This is a genomic window from Pedobacter sp. GW456-11-11-14-TSB4, assembly GCF_059424425.1.
This window is the reverse complement of the sequence record NZ_JBWKZK010000001.1, coordinates 72,447-89,359: the sequence shown is the minus strand read 5'-3', so window position 1 is coordinate 89,359 and position 16,913 is coordinate 72,447. Positions and strand designations below refer to the sequence as shown.

Here is a 16,913-nt window from a genome sequence, read left to right as displayed (position 1 = left end):
AAACTCAACAATTATAATCTTGATTTTCAAGCGTATTTCGGCAAATTTTTTCTAAGATAGAAATGTCAATATCTGATAGCTTTTTTACATAAATACATGCCTTTGCCATTTTATATTTACCTAATTGAGCTAACCACTCTGTATTTTGATCGTTTTGTGAGCTTACATATAAAGAAAATGCTGGCTTTCGAGGCGAAAAGGCAATTAATGGAGCATCGCCCTCATGCCCACTTGCATATTTGTAATGATAACTGCCAAATCCAATTATTGTGGGTCCCCACATTTTAGGTTCAAAACCCGACCAAGCTTGCATCAGCTCGATTAGTTTTAAGCTATCCGCTTTTTTCTGATCATTATCTACGTATTTTTCAATAAAATCGAAAACATCAATAGTTGTTGCTGTAGTTTTGTTTTGATTTGCCATCGCTTTGCTTATTGGTTTTGTTTTAAAAAAAAAAAAGTATCTCAACCAAATTTAAGGGTTGAGATACAATTATTTACAAGTTTGATTAAGAAAATTTAGATTTGCATATCAAAGCTTAATATTTGCCAAATTTATAGGTTACACCAACACCTAAAGTTTCTTTAAGTTGTAATTTGCCGATTTGGTTATCATCATAAAATAAGTCGGCTGTAATTTGGGTGGTGATAAATTTATTGACTTTCATATCTAATATCCCAGAATAAGCTAATACCATATTTTGAGGATCTTTTAAGTAATTGGTAAAAATTCCAAATCTATTATCTAAAAGGATATTTTCCATCAGTTTAGCTCTATATCTACCACCAAAATAGGCGCCAAGTTGATACACAAAATTTTCTCCCGGTTTGGCGCCATAAGCATCGGTTAAAATACCATCTTTATTGGGATCAAAAACTGCATTGTCGCCAATAAATGTCAATCTTGAAGTAAATGGATGAATACTAAGTTGGAAATTGTCATTAGGAATGTAATCTGCTCCTAAACCAAAAGTTAAGTAACCCGGCGAAAGGAAATTACTGATATAACCTTGCGTTGGTTTGCTGTAATCATACCCTTTGCTAAATTGCGTTCTAAGGTTTAATGCAGCTGCGCCAAACCAGTTACTTTGCTTAATTTGATGGCCATATTTCGAAGTTATATCAATCACATCTTCAACTTTTGTTGATTTTCGATTTTCTTCAGACCTAAGTCCATAACCAAATAAAAACCTGTTTTCCCACAAGTCTTTTCCTTTTTTTAGGTTAAACTCATAGTCAGCCCTCGCGGTTAGAGCTATAGAGTTACTACCACCAGCCACCCAGTTAGAGAATGCTGCTTGGTTGAGCAATAGAACATTCGTTCCGCGTACTGTCCAACCTTCTTGTTTTTTTGAGGTATCTAACTTACCTACAATTTTTGTGCTTTCTGTGTTTACTTTTCCGTTTTGAATTGTTTGACTTACACTGTTAAAACTAATCAGGGATGATATAGCTAATAAAAAGTGTTTTTTCATTTTAAAATATAATTTTCGCTAAACATAATAAAAATCTTATATTATATTTACATGATGGCGGGTGCAATTAGATATGAAGACTTACAATGGAATACCAATTTAGAACTTTTGGCACGTCAGGTTGTGGAAGGTTTTATAACTGGTTTGCACAAAAGTCCCTTTCATGGGTTTTCGGTAGAATTTGCCGAGCATAGGTTATACAACACAGGTGATAGTGTTAAAAATATTGATTGGAAGCTTTTTGCCAAAACAGATAAACTGTTTAGTAAGCGTTACGAGGAAGAGACCAATTTACGCTGTCAGTTTGTAATTGACACTTCTTCATCTATGTATTTTCCTGATGAAAAATACAATAAGTTAACTTTTGCAGTTCAAAGTTCTGCTTGTTTAATGTATTTACTAAAAAAACAAAGAGATGCATTTGGTTTAAGTTTGTTCGCTGATGAAGTGACATTAACCACACCTGCAAAATCTACTAATACACATCAGAAATATTTGTTCGCACAGTTAGAACAGGTTTTACAAGCAAATAAAATGAACTTGCAAACTAATTTGGCTTCGGCTTTGCATCAAATAGCAGAGCTGATTCATAAAAGATCGCTAGTGATTATTTTTAGCGATTTATTACAAACGGTGCATGATGAAGGTAAAATTGCTGCACTATTTTCTGCCTTACAACATTTAAAATTTAACAAACACGAAGTAGTTATTTTTAACGTTACCGATAAAAATAAAGAAGTTGACTTTAAGTTTGAAAACAGACCTTATGAGTTTGTTGATATGGAAACAGGGGTGGTTTTGAAAGCGCATGCTAATAAAGTAGCATTGGCCTACATTAGCGAGATGAGTGCTTACCGCCAACAATTGTCTTTAAAATGTGCGCAATATAAAATTGATATGGTTGATGCTGATATAAACGAAGGTTTCGAGAATGTGTTGCAGGCCTATTTAATTAAGCGACAAAGGATGGGGTAGATTGGTTCATTAGTTCAATTCTGGCTATTTAGAGCAACAACCTTATTTACATTTTTTAAAATAATTTCACAAGCAGTTCTAATTTCATCTTCAGTGATGATTAATGGCGGTGCAATACGCATCGAGTTACTGCAATGCAAAAACCAGTCTGTTATAATTCCATCGGCAATGCAGCCATCAATAATTTGTTTTAAAACATCATAACTCTCAAATTCTGCAGCCAACATTAAGCCTTTGCCTCTAACTTCTCTAATCGCTGGGTGTTTCAATAAACTTTTAAAAAGTTCTCCTTTCGCTTCTACATCTTTTACTAAATCCTCAGCCAATATCGTTTTCAAAGTAGCCAAACCTGCAGCACAGCTTACCGGATGCCCGCCAAATGTAGTGATATGACCTAAAATTGGATTTTCAGAAAACACCGACATAATTTCTTCTGAACTGATGAAAGCACCAATAGGCATTCCACCGCCAATTCCTTTCGCTAACAATAAAATATCAGGCACAATATCAAAATGCTCGAAACCAAACATTTTGCCCGTTCTGCCAAAACCACATTGTATTTCGTCTAAAACTAGCAAAGTACCTGTTTCAGTACATTTGGCTCTCAATGCTTTCATGTAGCTTACATCAGGTATTCTAATGCCGGCTTCGCCTTGTACAGTTTCTACAAAAACTGCTGCGGTTTTATCGGTTATTTTAGCTAAATCTGCCTTTAAATTAAATGCTATGAACTGTACATCTGGCAATAGTGGGCGATAGGCTTGCTTAAATTCTTCGTTGCCCATTAAACTTAAGGTTCCTTGTGTACTGCCGTGATAACTATTTTTACAAGCGATTAATTCTGTTCTGCCAGTATATCGTTTTGCTAATTTCATGGCTCCTTCTGCTGCTTCAGTACCTGAATTAACAAAGTAAGTGCAACTTAAATTTGCTGGCAAAACCGATGCCAAGGCTTTGGCAAAATCTACTTGTGGACTTTGCACAAACTCGCCATAAACCATTAAGTGCATATAAGTTTCGGCTTGTTTTTGCACTGCCTCCACAACTGTGGGATGACAATGCCCGACATTGCTAACGCCAATACCAGCAATTAAATCCATGTACTTTTTGCCTTCAACATCATGTATGTAAATTCCTTTTGCTTTTACAAATTCTAAAAGGAGTGGAGTTGTTGAGGTTTGGGCGTTATGTTTTAGAAATAATTGGCGTTGTGTTAACATGGCACAAAAATAAGGATTTTGTCATCGTTTTTTGTCAATAAAAAATCCCGTAAGGCAAATAACCTACGGGATTTAAAAATTAATTATTATTTAAATTATTGTTTGTTGTGATTGCCTCTAAAACGGCTTAACAATTCTTTTTTAAATGCTTCTTGAGCTCTGTAAAATTTACCTATTTGCTTTATAGACAAACCACTAGCTTTAAATTTAGCATAATATTTTTTTTCAATGTTAAGGTCTCTTTGTCTAAAATCGAAATCACCTGCAATCAAACTTTGTACTTGGGCATCTGTTAAGTCATCAATTTCGGTTACTTTTCTAAAACTGATCATGCTTTTCATTCTATCTCTTCTTAAAGCACCTTGTTCTTTCTGGTAATCATTATATATTGGCCAAAATATTTTAGCTTCTTCAGCAGATAAATCTAATTTTTGAGTAAAGAAAGCAACTTTTGCAGCTTCTATTTTGTCATCTCCTGGCCTTGGGCCTTGCGCCAAAGCAAACATTGGAAATGAGATGAATAAGGCTAAAATTAAGTTTTTCATTCTTGGGTATTTGTTTTTATTTGATGATTGGTAATACAATTTACTTTTTCACCTATAGGTTATTAGAGATATCACTAGATGAATAGTTCTCTAAAATATAATTTTCTATTTCTTTGTCAGATGCCAACGTAGTACTCATGTTTTCACTTTCTTGCAAATGCTCAATAATTACACTTTCATCAATATCATATAACATTTGTTCGCTAACCAATTCTGCTGTGCGGTTTTGAGCTATTTCTTTATTTTGATTAAAATAGAAACCTGTTGCTGTGGCAATGATCAAACAAGCAGCTGCAGCATATTTCGCTATATCTGAATTCCATAAACTAATCTTTTTAATTTTTGGCGTTGCATTAATAGTTTGATCTAAAATTGCAGTATTTAACTTCTCGAAATAGTTCGCTGGTGTTTTAAAACCATCGGCTTTAATCAATTCTTTAATTTGCGCTGTAGCAATTTTACTTTCTATTTGTTCACTTAAATTTTCGAAATAGTTTTGTGGTACAGCAAAGCCTTGATTTTCTTTTTGCATCAAGCCATCTACAAAAACAGATTGATTGATGCGAGCTTGCAAATCATCAAAATAATTATCAGGTACACGATACGGAGTAGAACGAGACAAACTCGCTAATTGCGATGCTTCCTTTTCCCAATCCATATTTTCATTGTTTTTCATTTGATATTTATTTGTTATGAAGTCATCATGAGTGTTTATTGTTTTCAATTGAAACTCATGATGGTTTCATCTATTATATTCATCACGTATTATTGATGCTTTTTATTGCAAAAGGTTTAAAAGCTAATCTTGATTTATTAAAATACTTTCAATTTTTTTAACGGCGATATGAAATGAGGCTTTCAAAGCACCAACACTTGTACCTAAAACTTCAGAAATTTCATCATACTTCATATCATCAAAATACTTCATGTTAAAAATGAGGCGTTGCTTTTCTGGAAGTGTTAAAATTGCTTCTTGCAGTTTGCGCTGTATTTTATCACCATCAAAGTACGATGATGAAGCTAAAGTTTCTGCTAACTCACTACCAACATCATCTAAAGAGATGTTATTTTTAAGTTTTTTCTTATTCAGGAAAGTGATAGATTCATTTGTGGCAATACGGTACAACCAAGTGTACAATTGCGAATCGCTGCGAAAGTTGGCTAAATTTTTCCAAACCTTAACAAAGGTTTCTTGTACTAAATCATCCGTGTCATCGTGATCGATAACTATTCTGCGGATGTGCCAATAAATTTTTTGCTGGTATTTATTTAAAAGCAAATTGAAGGCTTCATTTCGTGTCTTTTCAACACTAAATTTCTGCAATATTTCTGCGTCTTCAACTTGTTTCATATTGGAGATTTGAGTATTGAGATATGAGATGTGAGACTGAGCGCTGTGTCTCAAATCTCACATCTAATATCTCACATCTATTTTATTTCTTCCTTTTCATTACTTTCTGCGCTGCTGCAACAATATCAGCTGGATCAAGTTTGTATTTTGTCATCAACTGATCTGGTGTTGCACTTTCTCCAAAACTATCATTAACGGCAACAAATTCTTGTGGTGCCAAATATTCAGTTGTCAACAAACGGGCAACACTTTCACCAAGTCCACCAAATTTGTTGTGCTCCTCGCAGGTAACCACACAACCTGTTTTCTTCACAGATTTTAGAATAGCTTCCTCATCCAAAGGTTTAATGGTGTGGATATTGATGATTTCAGCATCAATGCCCAATTCAGCTAATTGTTCTCCAGCTTCAATTGCTCTCCAAACCATGTGTCCGGTTGCAATAATGGTAACATCGGTCCCCTCATTTACCATCCATGCCTTGCCAATCTCAAACTTCTGGTCTTCTGGTGTAAATACCGGGATTACAGGGCGGCCAAAACGCAGATAAACTGGACCTTCATAATCCATGATCGCTAATGTTGCAGCTTTTGTCTGGTTGTAATCGCAGGGATTGATAACCACCATGCCTGGCAACATCTTCATCAGACCGATGTCCTCCAGAATCTGGTGTGTTGCACCATCTTCACCCAGCGTTAGACCAGCATGCGATGCACAGATCTTAACATTCTTGCCAGAATAGGCAATCGACTGGCGGATCTGATCGTATACACGACCTGTAGAAAAGTTGGCGAAGGTGCCCGTAAACGGAATTTTTCCACTTATTGTTAAGCCTGCAGCAATTCCCATCATGTTTGCTTCTGCAATACCAACCTGCACAAAACGCTCAGGAAAGTCTTTTATGAAGGCATCCATTTTTAGTGAGCCAACCAGATCGGCACAAAGTGCAACAACATTTTCATTGCGTTTACCCGCTTCGTGCAATCCTGCACCGAAACCCGAACGTGTATCCTTTTTTTCTGTATATGTGTATTTTTTCACGATGTGTATATTTTAAATTAACAGCGTTCAAGCTTGCTGCGCAGGTTTTCATACCCCAAACCCCTAAAGGGGCTTTTAAATTTATAATGTTAATTTGTTAATTCCCCCTTTAGGGGGTAGGGGGTTAATAATCCCCAGCAGTTTCTTTTAACTGCCCAAGAGCGGTTTCCAACTGCTCGTTGCTTGGTGCAGAGCCATGCCACTTGTGCGTGCCAACCATAAAATCAACCCCGTAGCCCATCTGGGTGCTCATCAGGTTCAGAATTGGCTTGCCTTTTCCCGTCAGGGATTTTGCATAATGCAAGGCCTTTACAATCTCTGCCATGTCATTACCATCAGAGGTAATTACATGCCAGCCGAAGGCCTCGAATTTGGCCTGAAGGTTTTCAAGGGATAATACTTTTTCAGTCGGTCCATCAATCTGCTGACCGTTGTAATCCACGCTCGCAATCAGGTTATCCACCTTGTGGAAAGGGGCAAACATCAAAGCTTCCCAGTTCTGTCCCTCCTGAAGTTCCCCATCGCCCATCAATGCATAAACGATGGATTTATCACCATCAAGTTTTTTGCCCAATGCTGCGCCGATGGCAACAGAAAGTCCCTGTCCGAGTGAGCCAGAGGCAATGCGTACGCCTGGCAGGCCTTCATGTGTTGTAGGGTGTCCCTGTAATCTCGAATCAAGTTTTCTGAAGGTAGCAAGTTCGCTCACCTCGAAATAACCTGATCTGGCCAGTACGCTGTACCAAACCGGAGAAATGTGTCCGTTTGAAAGGAAGAACATGTCTTCGCCAGCACCTTCCATCTTAAACTCTGGATTGTGGTTAAGCACCTCGAAATATAATGCGGTAAAGAAATCCGCACAGCCCAAAGAGGCACCTGGGTGGCCAGACTGAACGGCATGAACCATTCTCAAACAATCTCTTCTAACCTGTGAGGCGATATCTTCTAATTCGCTAATTGTATGTTTCATTAATGTAATATTGGTTTGTTGATGAAGTAAGTCGTTTAGACAAAAAATTACTTCATCTATTTAAAAAATGTGCTTATTTAACAAAGGCAAGGTAATTATAAAATATTAAAGGTATTTGCACTTTATCAAATTTTTCTAATCTACAATTTAGTTTATTAGTTTATTCTTACTCCATAAACAAATCTAAAAACTATTTAAGTAATTCTAAAACTTGTGCAGTTGGGGCCTTTGTATCAACTTTTGTGATCACATGAGCAATATTTCCTTCTTCATCAACAATAAAAGTTGTACGGTTTGTGCCCATATATTTTTTACCATACATACTTTTTTCTCCCCAAACACCATAAGCTTCAACTATAGATTTGTCGGTATCTGCAACCAAAGTAAATGGTAATTCGTATTTGGTAATAAATTTCTGATGAGATTTTTCATCATCTATACTTACACCTAAAACTTCTATGCCTTGGGCTTTTAATCCTTGGTAGTTGTCTCTAAAATCACAAGCTTCGGCAGTACAGCCAGGAGTGCTATCTTTTGGATAAAAATACAAAACCACTTTTTTTCCCTTAAAATCACTTAAGGTTACCGTATTACCATTTTGATCTTTTGATGTGAATGCTGGGGCTTTATCGCCTTGCTGTAAAAAACTCATAATGCGCTATATTTTAATTGTCTTAATCTGTTAGCAATTTAGGCATTTAAACAGTTGATTATCATAATTTATCTGTAAAATTCGATGGCATAACGTTTGGTATTTTCCTTCATATCAATTATGATTAACTCAAAGCTGTGTTTGCCAGGTTTAGTTTGTTCATCGAAGTTATGCCATAAGCTAGCTGTTTTAGCATCAAATTCCATCAAAACCCATTTACCATCTATGTAGCCATTAAAGCTTTTTATGCCAGATAGATTATCGCTAATTCTAAAGCTCATTTTACTTAAACCGGCCATGTTTTTGCCATTGGCGATATTTACTGGAACAATTGTAGGCGCTAGTGTATCTATTGCAATAAAAAAACTACCAAAATTACGTGGCTTTGCTTTTACATAACCATTTTCAAAATATCCACCTTGTGAAGAACGATTAGTGTTTACAATTAAGGCTTTGCTTTGATACTTGTTAAGGGTGCTGTCTGCTTTAATCCAAATTTCGAAACCTAGGTGCAATGGAGTTAAGTTGTTATGAATTTGATGAATAGCCGAAAATGCATTGCTTTGAGGCTTTGCTAATTTCTTATAAACAAAGTTCAAATCATTATATAAAGACCCCTTAGGAATAATAACCTTTACATCTTCACTATTAAATTCATTTACATTTGAGTATTGATATGGTGTGCCCGTTGGCAAATTTGATGTGTTAATTACAGCTTTTGGATCTGCTTTAACATTAAATGCCAACGTACTTTTGTTTCCTTTAGAGTCGGTAATTACGTATTTAAGCTGATGTAATTTTCCATCGTTAAAATTTATCCGACCATTATTAACAAGGTTGCTGTAAATTTTTAACGGATTACCTGGATCAACAAAGCTTTTTTGTATGCTTCGTTTTAGATTTAGCAAAGCTGGATAATCAACATGAGCGTTAATTGCTTTACTATTTTCGAAACTAAATCTCTCTAGAGCCGAAGTATAAACAGCTTTTCCATCCAGAAATAACTCAATAGAATAAACTCCATTTAAACCAGAGTTGCCACTATGTCTGTCTGTTGCCACAATCCCGAAGCCAACTTCGCCGCTCAAGTTAATTGTACTTACTTTATTTAAAGTATAATTACCATTACCTCCAGCAACTTGAAAATATTGTTTCGGAGTAAATTCGTTAAACGGTTTTTCATTTAATCGATAAACATACATTGAAGAAATAACTGGCGGGATATTATCTGGGATCTGAATGCCTAACAATTGTGGGTTTACAGTTGCCTCAGTTTTAGAATCGCGTAACTCGAAATGCAAATGCGGTCCGCCAGAACTACCTGTGTTACCAGAATAGGCAATAATATCACCTTTTCTAACCAGAATAAAATCTGAATTTGGAAATTCATCAATTTCGTACGATTTCTTCTGGTATTGGATCTTTTTAACCTCTTGTGCAATTTTAGGATTAAATCTCACTAAATGGCCATAAACGGAAGTGAATCCATTTGGATGGTTGATATACAAGGCCAGACCAAAACCGCTATTTTGCACACGTAAACGAGAAATATATCCATCCGCAGTTGCGTAAACAGGATAACCAGTACGTTGATTTGTCCTAAAATCTACTCCAGAATGAAAATGATTAGATCTTAACTCGCCAAAAGAGCCAGCTAATGCAGGTGGAATAATATCTAGCGGCTGTCTAAAATCGGTTAATGGATAACTGTTTTTGCTAAAAACTTCCTGAGCATCTGCCTTGATGGCTAAAAAAGGCAATAAAAAGAATAAATGGTGTATTTTGAACGAAACGGCGTTCAAATATTTTTTTGAATATAACATTGATTTATTTAACGCTAAAATTCAATAATTGTTTGCCTTCTAACCACGCTTCTAACTGATCTCCTTGTTTTACCTGTCCAACTCCTTCTGGTGTTCCGGTAAAAATTAAATCTCCTTTTTTTAAGGTGATATATTGAGAAACGAAAGCAATTATTTTTTCAAAAGAAAACAACAAATTTGCGGTATGGCCATTTTGGCGAGTTTCTTTGTTAATCTGTAATTCAAAATGGAGATTGTACATATTCTCAAAATCTGCCTTTGGTAAAAAATTACTTATCGCAGCAGAATGGTCAAAAGCTTTTGCTAATTCCCATGGTAGGCCTTTTTCTTTGTGCTGGGTTTGGATATCTCTCGCGGTAAAATCTATACCCAAGCCAACTTCGTCATAATAATTGCTAGCAAATTTTTCGGCAATATGTTTTCCTTCTTTGCAAACCTTTAGCACTACTTCTAGTTCATAATGAATATCTGAAGAAAAATCAGGGATATAAAAAGGTTTATTGTCTTTTAAAACTGCAGTATCTGGTTTTAAAAAGATGATGGGTTTAGTTGGGATAGCGTTATTTAGTTCTTTAGCATGCGCAGCATAGTTGCGTCCGATGGCAATAATCTTCATGAAACAAAAATAGAAAAAGAATGAAAGGATTTTATAAAACAGAAATCTTTCTAACCACAGGCTCGCCACCAGCAACAATTTTTAAAAAATACATGCCGGTATTTAACCTGTTAGGTATGGTATAGGTTTTTGTTTGCTCACCAGCTGGTGCACGTTCGTTTGCCAACGTTACAACGTCATTACCAAGCATATCTGTAATTTTAACAACAAAAGTAGATTCCCTTTCGAGCTTTAAACTGATATTAATTTGCTCACTAACCGGATTTGGATACACTTTTAAAACAGTAATTACCTTGCCTATTTTTGTTGGAGAACTAAGCGAGTTTTGACCATTAGAAGAACTAAAACTTACACTCCCAGGTTTGTAAGGGGTAATGTTAGCTTTGATTTGTGGTACTCTGCTTACAACCTTTGGTTTAGGTTTGTAAGATATTTTAGAAGTATCAATCTTTTGCGCAAAAACAGAAGAACCCAAAAAGACAACCATGCATATGGTGCATAGTAAACTCATTGAGAACGCTATTTTGGGCTTTAAATTCATTTTAACTGTTGGCAAAAATATAAATAATTAAACAAAGAAATTAAACATTTTGTTGTTTAAAGTAATATTTAACACTATTTAACACCCAATATTTTTAATGTTTAATTAAATTAATTTCGCTTTAGTTTACTCGAAATAATAATCTGCTTAATATTAATTATTTAATTAATTTTGCATCCAAATTTTATAACTGTGTCAAATCATAAAAACGTTAATGCGCTTACAGCGGGTGGTGTTCTTGTAAGTTTAGGTATTGTTTTTGGAGATATTGGAACTTCACCTCTGTATACCCTAAAAGCTATTTTCAAATCGGTTTTTAATACGGGTCAGCCCATTAGTTCAGATTTAGTTCTAGGTGCCTTGTCTTGTATTATTTGGACATTGACCTTGCAAACAACCATCAAATATGTAATTATTACTTTAAGAGCTGATAACAAAGGAGAGGGTGGTATTTTCTCACTATACTCCTTGGTTCGAAAAAAGGCAAAATGGCTAGTAATACCTGCAATTATTGGTGGGGCTGCTTTACTTGCCGATGGTATGATTACGCCGAGTATTACCGTAACATCTGCTATTGAGGGTTTAAAACTCAAATTTCCTCAAGTACCGGTATTACCAATTGTAATAACAATCATTACACTTTTGTTTGTTATCCAACAATTTGGCACAAACCTGGTTGGCAAGTTATTCGGGCCTATTATGTTTGTTTGGTTTGCCGTTTTAGGTATTACTGGCCTAATGCATATCTCTGATGATCTTTCGGTAATAAAATCACTAAACCCTTATTATGCCATTAATTTATTAATAAACAATCCAAGTGCTCTGTTAATTTTAGGTGGTGTATTTTTATGTACAACAGGGGCAGAGGCTTTGTATAGCGACTTAGGGCATTGTGGTAAGAGAAATATCCGTATCAGTTGGATTTTTGTAAAAGCCATGCTCATTTTTAATTACATGGGGCAAGGTGCATGGGTTTTAAGCAATACAAATTATAATCCAAACAACCCTCTAGATAATCCATTCTTTAAATTGGTGCCCGAGAGCATGGTAATTTACTTAGTTATTTTGGCTACAACAGCTGCAGTAATCGCATCGCAAGCGATGATATCCGGCTCATTTACCTTAATTTCTGAAGCGGTAAGATTAAACCTTTGGCCAAAAGTTCGTATCAATTACCCTAGTGTGCAAAAGGGTCAGTTATACGTGCCATCAATTAACTGGTTATTGTGTATTGGATGTATTTTAATCGTGCTTTATTTCAGAGAATCAGACAAAATGGAGGGCGCTTACGGATTAGCCATTAATTTAACGTTTTTGATGACAACCGTTTTGGTGGCGGTTTACATGATCAGAAAGAAGTTTCCAAAATACATTATTGTCATTTTCGTAGTTGTTTATACTGCAATAGAACTTACCTTTTTAATTGGTAATATGGCTAAGTTTTTACATGGAGGTTGGGTTACATTATTGTTAAGTTGTGCGCTTTTAAGTGTAATGTGGACATGGTACAACTCGCGAAAAATTAAAAATCGCTTTGTAAAATACGTTGAAATTGAAGATTATTACGAGATTTTAAAAGAATTGAGCAATGATGAAACTGTGCCTAAATTTTCATCGCAGTTGGTTTACTTAACAAGTGCAAATTTCAAAACTGAAATCGAATCTAAAATCATTTATTCCATTATTCAGAAAGAGCCTAAACGTGCCGATGTGTATTGGTTGGTGCATGTTGATGTAATGGATGAACCTTACACCATGGATTACAAGGTAGAATTTTTAATTCCTGGCAAGTTGATACGAATAGATTTTAAATTAGGTTTTAGAATAGAGCAAAGGGTAAATTTATTGTACCGCAAAGTGGTAGAAGAGTTGGTTAAAAACGGTGAGGTTGATATTACCAGTCAGTACAAATCATTAAACAAGCATAAAATAACAGGCGATTTCCGCTTTGTGTTGTTAGAAAAACACTTGTCTAAATTTACCAACCTTAGCCTTTACGAACGTACCATTATGGACTATTACTTCGTGCTAAAACGCATCAGTTTATCTGAAGTGAGCAGTTTTGGTTTAGATTCGAGTTATGTAGATGTAGAGAAAGTTCCATTAATTTTCGTCACGCCAGACGACATAGAAATGCACCGTTTACCAGTTTAATATGAACCCAGTTAAAAGCTGGGTTTTTTGTTTTTGAAGAGCAATTACAGTGCTTATCGGTTTCGATATCCCCGCCATCGCTTCAAGTCCTCGGTTTCGTTCCTCACCTTGCGGGCTTTTCGCTTTGTCGGGTCTAATTTACTTAGGTATGCCCAAGTAACCTAAACCTGACAGCAACGAGCATGAAGCCCGAAGTTTACGCAGGGCGAAATAAAGTGTATGGCAGGACTTTAGAAGGCGATGGAATGCAGAACCATGCTTTTCAAAAAAAGTTAGCCCACAACTTTTGATAATCCGAGCCTTTTTAACAGAGAAATAATGGAACCGGAAATTACTAAACATGCCATTGTAGTAAGCGGAATACCAATTTCCGGGCCGAATGTAGTGCCATTAAGGCCAAATCTGTTTAGCCAATATAATACAATTACGTGAACGAAATAAATGCCGAAACTATGTTTATTTATCGTTTTGAGGATTGATATGAGCTTGTTATTTGTGATGCTAATGTGTTTGATAAAAAGAAACAAACCGCTTGCAGCAATAATTACGTTGGGTGAGAAATAAGTGTATAAATCTACCGTAAATTGACGGTTGTACGTTGAAAGAAAATAGGTGCCAAATGCAGTTAACAAAACACCGAAGACAAAAATGACAAAAGAAATAATTTTGATGTTTTTTACCTTTTCGAAATTTTTAACCGACAAATAATAACCTAAAACAAGGTAGCCAACAAAGCCTCCAAAATATTTTAGGTTAATTGTAGGTAGATACTCATCAACCATTGGGTGCGTTAAAGTAACCACTAAAAACCAAGTCGTTAAAAAATAGATGATTTCTTTCTCGGTAGCATTTCTAATCAATTTCGATAGTAAAGGTATCAATAGATAGAGGCCAATAATCATGTAGATATACCAAAAATGGTAAGTTGTTTTATAACCAAATTTACTAGATGAAATGGTTAGCATATCGAAAAATGGCAGTTTAAAAGCGTTCTTTAAAATAAGGAGTGCATGAACTGAATAAATAATCATCCAAAACAAAGAGGGATAAATTATTCGTGCTACACGTTTTTTAAAATAATTACCTAGTTCATAATCTTTTGTGAGCAGTAAAGCACCCGTTATCATTACAAAAACGGGAACACAAAACCTTACCAAACTATCGTAAAAATTGGCTATTGACCAATTTAAGCTAGAAAGATTTGTGTACCGCAACAATAATGGAGCAGCAACATGCAAAAGAATAACACTAATTGTTGCAATAACTCTTAAGTTATCAAGCCATGAAGTATCTTCTTTGATTTTAAAACCGCTCATTATAGAGCTCAAAGTTAATGATTAAACCACATAGACACACAGTTATCAAAAAACTATGTGTCTATGTGGTTATATTTATGGAGTGTAATATGATTTAGTTTGATGAAACCTCTTGCCCTAATTTACTATATTTATAACCATAAGCGAAGTACACCACTAATCCTACTACTAACCAAATTCCGAAGCCAATCCAGTTGCTGATGCCTAATTCGCACATCATGTAAAGACAACTTAATAAACCTAAAACCGGGATTAATGAAAGATTTTTGGTTACGCAGTAATATGCAATTATGATGCAAATAAATAAGAAAATCCACATCGGTATTTTATGTTTAAATAACGACCATCCACTTTCGTATTTTTTGTCGTATGAAATGGTAGAATTAGCCATAAACTCATCGTATTGAGCAGGGGTTAGGCTATTTAAATAAGCTTCTGCATCAATTTGTTTACCTTGTAAAATTACCGGACTGGCACTAATCTCGTTTTTAACGGTTTCTAATTCGGTTGCACTTAAAGAGGTAATAAATTTAACAGGATCGTTGATTTGAGTTTTATTAGTTATAAATGCCGTTGTTTCTGCTTTAAATTGGGTAAAAGCAAAAACCATTGAAGCAATTAAAGCAATTGGAATAATAAACTTAGAATTTACATAAGGAATTCTGAATTTGCCACGTTGTACACCTGGTCTGTTCTGTAAAACCAAAACACCTGCACAAACTAAAACAAAGGCAAACAATGTACCGATAGAACACAAATCAGTTACTATGGTTAAGTTCATAAATAAAGATGGAACGGCTACCACAAAACCAACAACAATTGTTGCAAAAGATGGTGTTTTATATTTAGGATGTATTTTTGAGAATGATTTTGGTAGTAAACCATCACGGCTCATGCTCATCCAAATACGTGGTTGCCCCATTTGAAAAACTAACAATACGCTTGCCATCGCAAAAACTGCGCTTACTGCAATAATGCCGCTCATCAATTTTAAATCAATAGCATCAAATACGAAAGCCAAAGGATCGCCAACAGCTAAAGTATCGTACTTAACAATACCTGTTAAAACTAAAGCGATAGCAACATATAGCGTTGTACAAATGATAATTGCCCACATCATCCCTCTGGGTAAATCGCGTTGCGGATTTTTACATTCTTCTGCCGTTGTAGAAATGGCATCGAAACCGATATAAGCAAAGAATACCGCAGAAACACCTTTTAAAACACCAGAAACACCGTTTGGTGCAAAAGGATTCCAGTTTTTCGTATCAACATAAAAAACACCAACAGCCAAAACCAATAATATAACTGCTAATTTTACCACCACCATTGCGTTACTAGCATTTCGTGACTCTTTCATGCCACGGTAAACCAACCAAGTAATAAAAATGATAATCCCTAATGCTGGCAAATCTGCAACAATATGAAAATTGCCAATTTGTGGCGCTGTTAACCAAGCGTTATTTTGTAAGGCTGTAGCCGCATCTAAATCAGCCAAGTTTTTACCAGCATTTAATAAGGCTTCGGCGTGCTTATTACCATTGTAGGCAGAAAGGTAATCCATAGTTGCCCAATCTGGTATATGTATTCCATCAATACCTAAAGCCGGTATTCTGATGGAGGAGAGGAGGCCTGTAAAATAATCTGACCAAGAAATGGCTACGGTAATATTGCCAATGGCATATTCCATAATTAACGACCATCCGATGATCCATGCTACCAACTCCCCAAAAGCTACATAAGAATAAGTATAGGCACTACCAGAAACAGGCACCATTGATGCAAATTCTGCATAAGCAAAAGCTGCAAAACTACAAGCAACAGCTGTAAATATAAAAAGGAATATTACTGCGGGGCCACCATCAGCACTTGCTTTACCAATTGTGCTAAAAATACCAGCTCCAATAATTGCAGCAATACCAAAAGCGGTTAAATCTCTTACTCCTAAAGTTTTATGTAATGAATCGCCGTGTTCGCCATAGCCTTTTGATGCATCTTCTAAAATCTTAATAATAGATTTTTTTCTGAAAAGTTTATCTAACATAGATTAGTATAGTTTGTTCAAACTTAAAAAAAAAATCTGTTTTTATAAGGTTTAAGTTATAAAGACTAGGTACTTGATCAATATCACTGTATCGAACCATGCAAACTACTTTTAAAAATGTTTTATAGATATCGATAATGAAACACTTTAACGTTCGATTAGAAATAACATACGCCCTGAAAAAACAGGGCG

Annotated in this window: 16 protein-coding genes; 2 read left to right on the top strand and 14 right to left on the bottom strand. The window is 35.4% G+C overall.

The genetic code is table 11. The features are described from left to right. Positions 1 to 4: 4 nt before the first annotated feature. The gene (locus tag AC07XU_RS00400) at positions 5 to 424 is read right to left on the bottom strand and encodes a DUF1801 domain-containing protein (protein WP_494941654.1); all 420 of its coding nucleotides are present in this window, start codon (positions 422 to 424) and stop codon (positions 5 to 7) included. 115 nt (positions 425 to 539) lie between these two features. Beyond that, entirely contained in the window at positions 540 to 1,475 is a 936-nt protein-coding gene (locus AC07XU_RS00395; protein ID WP_494941653.1) for a DUF3078 domain-containing protein, read from the bottom strand. Positions 1,476 to 1,529: 54 nt separating this feature from the next. Here AC07XU_RS00395 and AC07XU_RS00390 point away from each other — a divergent pair, with 54 nt between their 5' ends. Further along, complete coding sequence (locus AC07XU_RS00390; protein WP_494942983.1) at positions 1,530 to 2,450, top strand: DUF58 domain-containing protein; 921 nt, start codon at positions 1,530 to 1,532, stop codon at positions 2,448 to 2,450. 14 nt (positions 2,451 to 2,464) lie between these two features. Here the strand turns inward: AC07XU_RS00390 and AC07XU_RS00385 are convergent, their stop codons facing one another. The 10 genes from AC07XU_RS00385 to AC07XU_RS00340 all read right to left on the bottom strand — a co-directional run bounded on the left by AC07XU_RS00385 (position 2,465) and on the right by AC07XU_RS00340 (position 11,177). Further along, positions 2,465 to 3,670 carry an aspartate aminotransferase family protein gene (locus tag AC07XU_RS00385; RefSeq protein WP_494941652.1) on the bottom strand — a complete coding sequence of 402 codons (1,206 nt, stop codon included), beginning with the start codon at positions 3,668 to 3,670 and terminating at the stop codon, positions 2,465 to 2,467. A 95-nt stretch (positions 3,671 to 3,765) separates the two neighbouring features. Continuing rightward, a complete protein-coding gene (locus tag AC07XU_RS00380; protein ID WP_494941651.1) occupies positions 3,766 to 4,215 on the bottom strand; it encodes a hypothetical protein in 450 nt (149 codons plus the stop codon). Positions 4,216 to 4,267: 52 nt separating this feature from the next. Continuing rightward, on the bottom strand, positions 4,268 to 4,891 hold the full coding sequence (locus AC07XU_RS00375; RefSeq protein ID WP_494941650.1) for a hypothetical protein: 624 nt from the start codon (positions 4,889 to 4,891) through the stop codon (positions 4,268 to 4,270). Between the two features lie 123 nt (positions 4,892 to 5,014). Next, positions 5,015 to 5,566: an RNA polymerase sigma factor gene (locus tag AC07XU_RS00370; protein WP_494941649.1), complete on the bottom strand. Its 552-nt coding sequence runs from the start codon at positions 5,564 to 5,566 to the stop codon at positions 5,015 to 5,017. An 82-nt stretch (positions 5,567 to 5,648) separates the two neighbouring features. After that, a complete protein-coding gene (locus AC07XU_RS00365) occupies positions 5,649 to 6,605 on the bottom strand; it encodes a transketolase family protein (RefSeq protein ID WP_494941648.1) in 957 nt (318 codons plus the stop codon). A 124-nt stretch (positions 6,606 to 6,729) separates the two neighbouring features. Beyond that, positions 6,730 to 7,575, bottom strand: coding sequence for a transketolase (locus tag AC07XU_RS00360; protein WP_494941647.1), 846 nt, complete (start codon positions 7,573 to 7,575; stop codon positions 6,730 to 6,732). A 190-nt stretch (positions 7,576 to 7,765) separates the two neighbouring features. Continuing rightward, positions 7,766 to 8,227 (bottom strand): thioredoxin-dependent thiol peroxidase, encoded by a 462-nt coding sequence (gene bcp / locus AC07XU_RS00355; RefSeq protein WP_494941646.1) that lies wholly within the window; start codon positions 8,225 to 8,227, stop codon positions 7,766 to 7,768. Positions 8,228 to 8,295: 68 nt separating this feature from the next. Beyond that, positions 8,296 to 10,050: a M23 family metallopeptidase gene (locus tag AC07XU_RS00350; RefSeq protein WP_494941645.1), complete on the bottom strand. Its 1,755-nt coding sequence runs from the start codon at positions 10,048 to 10,050 to the stop codon at positions 8,296 to 8,298. A gap of 4 nt (positions 10,051 to 10,054) precedes the next feature. Next, positions 10,055 to 10,666: a fumarylacetoacetate hydrolase family protein gene (locus tag AC07XU_RS00345; protein ID WP_494941644.1), complete on the bottom strand. Its 612-nt coding sequence runs from the start codon at positions 10,664 to 10,666 to the stop codon at positions 10,055 to 10,057. 31 nt (positions 10,667 to 10,697) lie between these two features. Then, complete coding sequence (locus AC07XU_RS00340; protein WP_494941643.1) at positions 10,698 to 11,177, bottom strand: T9SS type A sorting domain-containing protein; 480 nt, start codon at positions 11,175 to 11,177, stop codon at positions 10,698 to 10,700. A gap of 222 nt (positions 11,178 to 11,399) precedes the next feature. Between AC07XU_RS00340 and AC07XU_RS00335 the strand changes: the two genes are divergently transcribed. Next, the gene (locus AC07XU_RS00335; RefSeq protein ID WP_494941642.1) at positions 11,400 to 13,361 is read left to right on the top strand and encodes a KUP/HAK/KT family potassium transporter; all 1,962 of its coding nucleotides are present in this window, start codon (positions 11,400 to 11,402) and stop codon (positions 13,359 to 13,361) included. Between the two features lie 272 nt (positions 13,362 to 13,633). Here the strand turns inward: AC07XU_RS00335 and AC07XU_RS00330 are convergent, their stop codons facing one another. Both AC07XU_RS00330 and AC07XU_RS00325 read right to left on the bottom strand, forming a co-directional pair. Next, entirely contained in the window at positions 13,634 to 14,677 is a 1,044-nt protein-coding gene (locus AC07XU_RS00330; protein WP_494941641.1) for an acyltransferase, read from the bottom strand. Positions 14,678 to 14,771: 94 nt separating this feature from the next. Then, the gene (locus tag AC07XU_RS00325; RefSeq protein ID WP_494941640.1) at positions 14,772 to 16,721 is read right to left on the bottom strand and encodes an amino acid permease; all 1,950 of its coding nucleotides are present in this window, start codon (positions 16,719 to 16,721) and stop codon (positions 14,772 to 14,774) included. Positions 16,722 to 16,913: the final 192 nt, after the last annotated feature.

Bases quoted from the DNA above. Each gene is read 5' to 3' on its own strand.
- AC07XU_RS00400 (WP_494941654.1), bottom strand. From the start codon at position 424: ATGGCAAATCAAAACAAAACTACAGCAACAACTATTGATGTTTTCGAT.
- AC07XU_RS00395 (WP_494941653.1), bottom strand. From the start codon at position 1,475: ATGAAAAAACACTTTTTATTAGCTATATCATCCCTGATTAGTTTTAAC.
- AC07XU_RS00390 (WP_494942983.1), top strand. From the start codon at position 1,530: ATGGCGGGTGCAATTAGATATGAAGACTTACAATGGAATACCAATTTA.
- AC07XU_RS00385 (WP_494941652.1), bottom strand. From the start codon at position 3,670: ATGTTAACACAACGCCAATTATTTCTAAAACATAACGCCCAAACCTCA.
- AC07XU_RS00380 (WP_494941651.1), bottom strand. From the start codon at position 4,215: ATGAAAAACTTAATTTTAGCCTTATTCATCTCATTTCCAATGTTTGCT.
- AC07XU_RS00375 (WP_494941650.1), bottom strand. From the start codon at position 4,891: ATGAAAAACAATGAAAATATGGATTGGGAAAAGGAAGCATCGCAATTA.
- AC07XU_RS00370 (WP_494941649.1), bottom strand. From the start codon at position 5,566: ATGAAACAAGTTGAAGACGCAGAAATATTGCAGAAATTTAGTGTTGAA.
- AC07XU_RS00360 (WP_494941647.1), bottom strand. From the start codon at position 7,575: ATGAAACATACAATTAGCGAATTAGAAGATATCGCCTCACAGGTTAGA.
- bcp (WP_494941646.1), bottom strand. From the start codon at position 8,227: ATGAGTTTTTTACAGCAAGGCGATAAAGCCCCAGCATTCACATCAAAA.
- AC07XU_RS00350 (WP_494941645.1), bottom strand. From the start codon at position 10,050: ATGTTATATTCAAAAAAATATTTGAACGCCGTTTCGTTCAAAATACAC.
- AC07XU_RS00345 (WP_494941644.1), bottom strand. From the start codon at position 10,666: ATGAAGATTATTGCCATCGGACGCAACTATGCTGCGCATGCTAAAGAA.
- AC07XU_RS00340 (WP_494941643.1), bottom strand. From the start codon at position 11,177: ATGAGTTTACTATGCACCATATGCATGGTTGTCTTTTTGGGTTCTTCT.
- AC07XU_RS00330 (WP_494941641.1), bottom strand. From the start codon at position 14,677: ATGAGCGGTTTTAAAATCAAAGAAGATACTTCATGGCTTGATAACTTA.
- AC07XU_RS00325 (WP_494941640.1), bottom strand. From the start codon at position 16,721: ATGTTAGATAAACTTTTCAGAAAAAAATCTATTATTAAGATTTTAGAA.